This is a genomic window from Pseudonocardia sp. (assembly GCF_029263155.1).
In the GTDB taxonomy this organism is placed as follows: Bacteria; Actinomycetota; Actinomycetes; order Mycobacteriales; family Pseudonocardiaceae; genus Pseudonocardia.
This window is the reverse complement of the sequence record NZ_JAJCYB010000001.1, coordinates 23,273-30,386: the sequence shown is the minus strand read 5'-3', so window position 1 is coordinate 30,386 and position 7,114 is coordinate 23,273. Positions and strand designations below refer to the sequence as shown.

Annotated in this window: 6 protein-coding genes; 3 read left to right on the top strand and 3 right to left on the bottom strand. The window is 74.6% G+C overall.

Features of this window, described 5'->3' with window-relative positions; all coding sequences use genetic code 11:
* On the bottom strand, positions 1-1,278 hold a 1,278-nt coding region (locus tag Q1K26_RS00145; RefSeq protein ID WP_300006795.1), incomplete at its 3' end, for an alpha-amylase family glycosyl hydrolase.
* A gap of 92 nt (positions 1,279-1,370) precedes the next feature.
* Positions 1,371-2,570: a DNA polymerase IV gene (dinB, locus tag Q1K26_RS00140; protein ID WP_300006804.1), complete on the bottom strand. Its 1,200-nt coding sequence runs from the start codon at positions 2,568-2,570 to the stop codon at positions 1,371-1,373.
* Positions 2,571-2,721: 151 nt separating this feature from the next.
* Between dinB and Q1K26_RS00135 the strand changes: the two genes are divergently transcribed.
* Positions 2,722-3,276, top strand: coding sequence for a TetR/AcrR family transcriptional regulator (locus Q1K26_RS00135; RefSeq protein ID WP_300006794.1), 555 nt, complete (start codon positions 2,722-2,724; stop codon positions 3,274-3,276).
* Positions 3,277-3,308: 32 nt separating this feature from the next.
* Here the strand turns inward: Q1K26_RS00135 and Q1K26_RS00130 are convergent, their stop codons facing one another.
* On the bottom strand, positions 3,309-4,436 hold the full coding sequence (locus tag Q1K26_RS00130) for a hypothetical protein (RefSeq protein WP_300006793.1): 1,128 nt from the start codon (positions 4,434-4,436) through the stop codon (positions 3,309-3,311).
* 291 nt (positions 4,437-4,727) lie between these two features.
* Here Q1K26_RS00130 and Q1K26_RS00125 point away from each other — a divergent pair, with 291 nt between their 5' ends.
* Together Q1K26_RS00125 and Q1K26_RS00120 are read left to right on the top strand one after the other, a co-directional pair.
* Positions 4,728-5,363 (top strand): TetR/AcrR family transcriptional regulator, encoded by a 636-nt coding sequence (locus tag Q1K26_RS00125; protein ID WP_300006792.1) that lies wholly within the window; start codon positions 4,728-4,730, stop codon positions 5,361-5,363.
* The gene (locus Q1K26_RS00120; protein ID WP_300006790.1) at positions 5,357-7,090 is read left to right on the top strand and encodes an ABC transporter ATP-binding protein; all 1,734 of its coding nucleotides are present in this window, start codon (positions 5,357-5,359) and stop codon (positions 7,088-7,090) included. The genes Q1K26_RS00125 and Q1K26_RS00120 overlap by 7 nt, the downstream gene beginning before the upstream one ends.
* Positions 7,091-7,114: the final 24 nt, after the last annotated feature.

The following is a 7,114-nucleotide window of genomic DNA, read 5'->3' as shown; positions in this document are numbered from 1 at the left end:
GCGCAGGAACTCGGTGTCGCCGGTGGCCAGTGCGTGGTGGTAGGCGGGGCGGTTGACGAAGTCGTAGGACAGGTCGGCGCCGGCCTCGGCGGTGATGCGGATGTCGTCGATGGTGAGGTTGAGCTCCTGGAAGGTGAACCCGCCGAGCTTGCGCACCATCGACCCGATGAGGTGGTTGGCCGCCGCGGAGAGGGGATGGCCCTCCGACCAGGCCGGGAGGCCCTCGGTGGACTTCTCGACGCCGAGGAACCCGTTGGCGTCGAGCCGCAGCGCGCCCGAGCCGAGGTCGGCCAGCGAGTGCAGCGCGTCGCCGATGACCAGGCGCATCCCGGCGAAGCTCGGGTCCAGCCAGTTGATCGAGGGCTGGCCCTCCTTGAAGTAGTGCAGGTAGACCCAGCGCCGCTCCACACCGTCGACGCCCTCCACGGCCTTCGTGGCGCTCCAGTTGGTCTCCTTGACGCCCTCGGCGTAGAAGATGACGCGCTGCAGGCGGCCGATGATGTAGCCGGCCTTCTCCAGCTTCTCCTCGGTGACGGCGTCGATGTTCACCGAGTCCCGACCGGCCGGTACCTCGGGGAGGATGCCCCAGTCCTCCGGGTCGATCTCGATCATGTGGTAGATGCCGGGGTAGTCGCCGTGCTTCATCTCGGCGAGGCGGAAGTCCGCGCCCTTGCCGGTGTGGCCGGGCACGATGTCGTCGATGATCGTGCCGCCCGACCAGGTGGCCATGCCGCACATGGCGCGGAACTCGGCCTCGGTGCCGAACGCGGGGTCGATCTCGGTGCTCGTCCGGTCGAAGTGGCCGTCGACGCTCGGGGTGGCCTGCCAGCCCGACAGCCCGCCCGCGCGCTTGACCGGGCCGGTGTGCACCGCCTCGATCCCGATGGTCGCGAACGCGTCCCACAGCGCTTCGTCGGCCAGCGCGCCGAGGAACGACTCGCCGGGCCGGGTGATGAACGAGATCGGGTACGCGGTGAACCACACCGACGCCGTCTCCACCGCCTGGCGGGGGCCGGGGTTCGCGAACGGGTTCTGCCACATCGAGCCCTGGCCGGAGAACTGGCGGCTGATCTCGTTGGCGTCGGCCAGCATCGACTGGGACAGCAGCCACGACACGTAGGCCGGGTTCGTGCCCGTGGCCTTGCCGTCCTTGGCCACCGAGCGGCGGGTGAACGGCGCCTTCACCCGTGCCCGGTGGCGCAGGCTCCGCGGCCGGGCCGGGTGGAAGTGCTCCGCGTAGGTGATCTCGCTGGGCTCGTGGGGCTGCTCGTCAGACATCGACTCTCCGTGCAAGATCGCGGCGCTCGTGTCGGCCGACGGTAGCCGACCCGTCGGGTCCGGGTGGGCCGGCCCACCCCGGATCCAGCCGGTCATTCCGGATCGTCGGGGAGCAGCGGCATCTCGATCGGCGCACGGGTGTGCAGCAGCGTGGCGCGGGTGACCGAGCGGGCGCCGAAGCGGGCGCGCACCGAGTCGAGGGCGACGTCGAGGGCCGGGCCACCGGCCCGGTCGAAGGGCAGGGCGAGCTGCACCGCGCCGTCGTCGAGCAGGGACGCGAGTGAGACGCCGAGCAGCGTGAGGCCCCGCTCGGTGATCAGCGGGCGGGCGACGGCGAGCAGGTCGCGAGCGGCGGCGAGCAGGGTCGCGGTGTGCGCCGTGGCCTCGGGCAGGGTGTGGGAGCGGGTGGCGCGGGAGAAGTCGGCGAACCGCAGCCGCAGCACCACCGTGCGGCACACGCGGTGCCCGCCGCGCAGCCGCCTGCCCAGCCGGTCGACCGTGCCCGCCAGGATCGCGTCGAGCTCCTCCGCGGTGCGCGCGCGCCGTCCCAGGGCCTGCTGCGAGCCGATCGAGCGCCGCCTCGGGCCCGGCAGCACCGGGCGCGGATCCCGGTTGTGGGCCAGCGCGTGCAGGTGTCGCCCGCCCGCGCGACCCAGGATCGACACCAGGGCGGGCTCGCCCAGGTCGGCCACCTCGCCGACGGTGCGGACGCCGAGCGCGTGCAGCTTCCCGGCGGTGACGCCGCCGACCCCCCACAGCCGTTCCACGGGCAGCGGGTGCAGGAACGCCAGCTCGCCGTCGGGGGGCACGAGCAGCAGGCCGTCGGGCTTGGCGACACCGCTGGCGACCTTGGCCAGGAACTTGGTGCGGGCGATCCCGACCGTGATCGGCAGCCCGACCCGCTCGGCCACCGCGCGCCGCAGGCCGGCCGCGATCCCCAGCGGCGCGCCCGCGATCCGGCGCAGGCCCCCGACCTCCAGGAACGCCTCGTCGATCGAGATCGGTTCGACCAGCGGCGTGGTGTCGCGGAACACCGCGAAGACCGCCTTGCTGGCCGCGGAGTAGGCGGGCATCCGGGGCGGGACGACGATCGCCTCCGGGCACAGCGCCCTGGCCTGCCCTCCGTTCATCGCCGTGCGCACCCCCCGGGCCTTGGCCTCGTAGCTGCAGGCCAGCACCACCCCGCCCCCGACGATCACCGGGCGCCCGCGCAGGCCGGGGTCGTCGCGCTGCTCGACCGAGGCGTAGAACGCGTCGAGGTCGGCGTGCAGGATCGTGGCGGACACGAACAGATGTTCGCATCCGGCACCGACGGAATCGAGTGCCCCGCTCGTCCGGGCGGGCTGCGCGGCGGGACACACCGACGCCGTCGTGCGTTCGGCGCACGCGGGTTGCGAGCGTGCACCCGGCAACTAGGTTGGCCGAGGACGAGGGGTGGTGGTCGTGGCGGCGGAACACGGTCGGCTCCCGCCGGCCCGCTACCACGTGGCCGCGCTGGGCATCCTCGCGCAGCGGGGGCCCGGTGGGCTGCGCGCGGCGACCCTGTGCACGGCGCTGGGCATCCCGATCGGTCGCATCGACGAGGAGTTCGGCAGCTGGGCGGGCTTCGTCGAGGCGCTGCTCGAGTACTGGGAGGCCGAGCAGACCTGGGCGCCGGCCGAGCTCGCGCTCGCCGTCCCCGACGCCCGGCAGCGGGTCGAGTCGCTGAAGCACCTCGCGACCACGCTGCCGCACGAGGCGGAGGCCGCGATCCGGGCCTGGGCCCACTGCGACCCGGTCGTGCGCCGGACCCAGCAGCGGGTGGACGCCCAGCGGACCGAGGCGACGCGGCAGGTGATCGCGGGGCTGGGCATCGACGACGCGGTCGCCCGCCGGCTCGCGACGATGGGGATCGCGCTGCTCGCGGGCATGCAGCAGGTCCACGGCCCGGTCGACGTCGCCGAACTCCGGGCGGTGCTCGACGACTACGAGCGGCTGGTCCTGTCCGAGCTGGACTGAACGGTGGGCCGGGCGGCCGGGACCGGGACGGCTCAGCCGCCCAGCACGCCGGTCAGGGTCCGCACGACCGGCACCTCGGGCACGGCCAGCTCCGGGGTCCGCAGGTCGGGAACCTCGACGTCCGCGTCGCCGAGCCTCAGGTCGGGGGTGACCAGCTCCGCCTCCGACACGGTCAGTGCCGGCACGGTGGCCTCGGGCTCGGCGCCCACCTGCAGCAGCGGCGCCGTCCCCGGCGCCACCTCGACGTCGGGAAGCGTCGCGGCCGTGCCGCTCAGGGCGGCCAGCCCGGCGTCGACACCCTCGGCCGTCACGTCCGGGGTGGTCACCGCGGCCCGGGAGGCCGACAGCGCGAGACCGTCGTCGCGTGCCGCGAGGGTGAGGTCGGGCGGGTCGAGTTCGGCCTCGGTGGCGGTGACCGCCGGGAGGCCCGAGCGGGGCGGGGTCACCGCCGGCGTGCCGAGCGTGGGCGCCGACACCGTGATCGCCGGCCCCGCATCGTCCCCGGCCGGGTCGTCCCCGCCGGGGGTGCCCGGGCCCGGCTGCCCGGCGCCCGGGGCCCCGACCGAGGGGGCCGCGCCCGGGGAAGCGGGCGCGGGGGAAGCGGGCGCGGGGGACGTCTCGCCGGGGGGGCCGCCCGCCGGGAGGCTGCCACCGGTGGACGGGGGCACGGACCCGGTCGCGCCGGTGTCGAACAGGCCCGCGAACACCTCGCGCCCGATGTCGGCGCCGGAGGCGATCGGGAGGGGGTCCGCAGCGGCACCGCCGTCGCCGGGCAGCTGCGCCAGCGCGGTGGCCAGGCCCACACCGTCGTCGGAGGGGTCGACGCCGTCGGTGGGCGCGCCGCGGCCCGGCTCGGGCACCGCGAGGGCCCCGCCGCCGTCGCGGTCCCGGTCCCGGGTGGAGCGGGACTCGTCGAGCGCGGTGGCCCCGAACACCGCGGTGGCCGCGAAGAGCGCACCCGCGGCCACCGTCGCCCTGCCGACGCCCCGGCGCGGAGGGGGCTCCTCCGCGGGTCCGGGCCGGGGGCGCGTGCGCGGCCGCAGCGGCCGGTCCACCGCGTGCGGGCCGCGACCCTCGCGGCGCAGCAGCGCCGCCACCGACACCGGAGGCGCCGGGGCGGGCGCCACCGCCGCCGACGAGCGCACGGAATGCAGCGACACGAGTTCGGCGACGCTGACACGGGCCGGCGAGTGGCGGCGGGAGCGGGGGAGCGGTTCCACGGTCGAGGGGCCTTTCGGCAACGGCGGATGTACGGCGGGTGACATGATTCCTACCGGCGAGCCACCGGTCGGGGCTAGATGCTGTTCGCCCGCTCACCGGTCGTCACCCGAACAGCCCAGGGCCACCCACCGCACGGTGAGCGCCGCTCGTCGTGGTGCGGGATCGGTCGGACCCAGCGGCGAGGACATGACCGTTTGTTTACTGAGTATGCGCTCAGATACGGTCGCGCCATGGTCCCCGCCCGCCCCGCCCGCGCGCGTCGCCTGGCGCCCGAGGCGCGCCGTCGCGCGCTGGTCGAGGCGACGCTGCCGCTCGTGCTGCGGCACGGCGCCGCGGTCAGCACCCGCCAGATCGCCGAGGCCGCCTGCGTCGCCGAGGGCACGATCTTCAGCGTCTTCCCCCACAAGGAGGCCCTGATGCGGGCGGTCACCGCGGCCGCGCTCGACCCCGCGTCCACGCTGCGCGAACTCGCCGGGATCGACCGTTCGCTGCCGCTGCGCGCGCGCCTGGTCGCGGCCGTTCAGATCCTGCAGAGCCGGCTGACCGGGGTGTTCGGGCTCATCGACGCGCTGCAGCTCGCCCGGCCACCCGCGCCCCGCCCACCCGACGACGAGTGCCCCTCGCCCCGGATGATGAACGAGGCCTTCCAGGAGGCCGTCGTGGACGTCATCGGCCCCGACTCCGCCGCGCTGCGCGTGCCCGCCACCGAGCTGGCCCGCGTGCTGCGGCTGCTGGTGTTCTCCGGCACCCACCCGCGCCTGTGCGACGGGCCGCCGCTGTCCGCGGAGCGGATCGTGACGACCGTCCTCGACGGGCTCGCCCACCACCACACCGACACCCACCACATCGAGGGCGAGCCGTGCTGATCCGACTCCTGCGCACCCACCTGCGCGCCTACTCCGGACCGTTGCTGATGGTGGTGGCGCTGCAGCTGGTCGGCACGGTCGCGGCGCTGTACCTGCCCAGCCTCAACGCCGACATCATCGACTCCGGCATCGCCCGCGGCGACACGGCCTACATCCTGCGCACCGGCGGCTGGATGCTGCTGGTGACACTCGCGCAGGTCGCGTGCTCGATCGGTGCGGTCTGGTTCGGGGCGCGCACCGCGATGGGCTTCGGCGCCGACGTCCGCGCCGCGGTGTTCCACCGGGTCGGCGAGTTCTCCGCACGCGAGGTCAACCGCTTCGGCGCGCCGTCGCTGATCACCCGCAGCACCAACGACGTGCAGCAGGTGCAGATGCTCGTGCTGCTGTCCTGCACGATGCTCGTCTCCGCGCCGATCATGTGCGTCGGCGGTGTCTTCTTCGCGCTCCAGGAGGACATCGGGCTGTCCTGGCTCGTGGCCGTCAGCGTCCCGGCGCTGGTCGTGGCGATCGGGCTGATCATCGTGCGGATGGTCCCGCAGTTCCGGCTCATGCAGGTGCGGATCGACGCGGTGAACCGCGTGCTGCGCGAGCAGATCACCGGCATCCGCGTGGTGCGGGCCTTCGTCCGCGAGCCGCTGGAGACCGAGCGCTTCGGCGCCGCGAACGCCGGAGTCACCGAGGTGGCGATCCGGGCGGGCCGGCTGCAGGCGCTGATCTTCCCGGTCGTGATGCTGCTGCTCAACGCGTCCAGCGTGGCGGTGCTGTGGTTCGGCGCCGAGCGGATCGACGCCGGCCAGATGCAGATCGGGTCGCTCACGGCGTTCCTGCAGTACCTGCTGCAGATCCTGATGGCCGTCATGATGGCCACGTTCATGGCGATCATGATCCCGCGGGCCGCGGTCTGCGCCGACCGGATCGTCGAGGTCCTCGACACGCAGTCCTCGGTGGCACCCCCGCAGCGGGCGACCGTCCCGACCCGCGCCGACGGCCTGCTGGTGTTCGACCGCGCCGGTTTCACCTACCCCGGCGCCGCCGCCCCGGTGCTCCGGGACGTCTCGCTCACCGCGCGGCCGGGGCAGACCACCGCGATCATCGGCAGCACCGGGGCCGGGAAGACGACGCTGCTGTCGATGGTGCCGCGGCTGTTCGACGCGACGGCGGGCTCGGTCTCCGTCGACGGCGTCGACGTCCGCGAGCTCGATCCCGAGGTGCTGTGGAGGCGGATCGGGCTGGTGCCGCAGCGGCCGTTCCTGTTCTCCGGCACGGTCGCGACCAACCTGCGCTACGGCGACCCCCACGCCTCCGACGACGCGCTGTGGGCCGCGCTGACGATCGCCCAGGCCGCCGACTTCGTGCGGGCCATGGAGGGCGGTCTCGACGCCCCGCTCAGCCAGGGCGGCACCAACGACGCCGGCGGGCAGCGTCAGCGCCGGGCCATCGCCCGTGCCCTGGTGCGCAAGCCCGAGATCTACCTGTTCGACGACTCGTTCTCCGCGCTCGACCTCGCCACCGACGCCCGGCTGCGGGCCGCGCTGGCCCCGGTCACCGCGACGGCGACGGTGGTGATCGTCGCCCAGCGGGTGTCGACGATCGCCGGCGCCGACCAGATCGTCGTGCTGGAGGACGGCGCGGTGGTGGGGATCGGCCGCCACGAGCAGCTGCTGGTGACGTGTCCCACCTACGTCGAGATCGTCGAGTCCCAGCTCGGCGCGGAGGTGGGCGCGTGAGCGCGCCGGTGAAGCCGAAGCAGG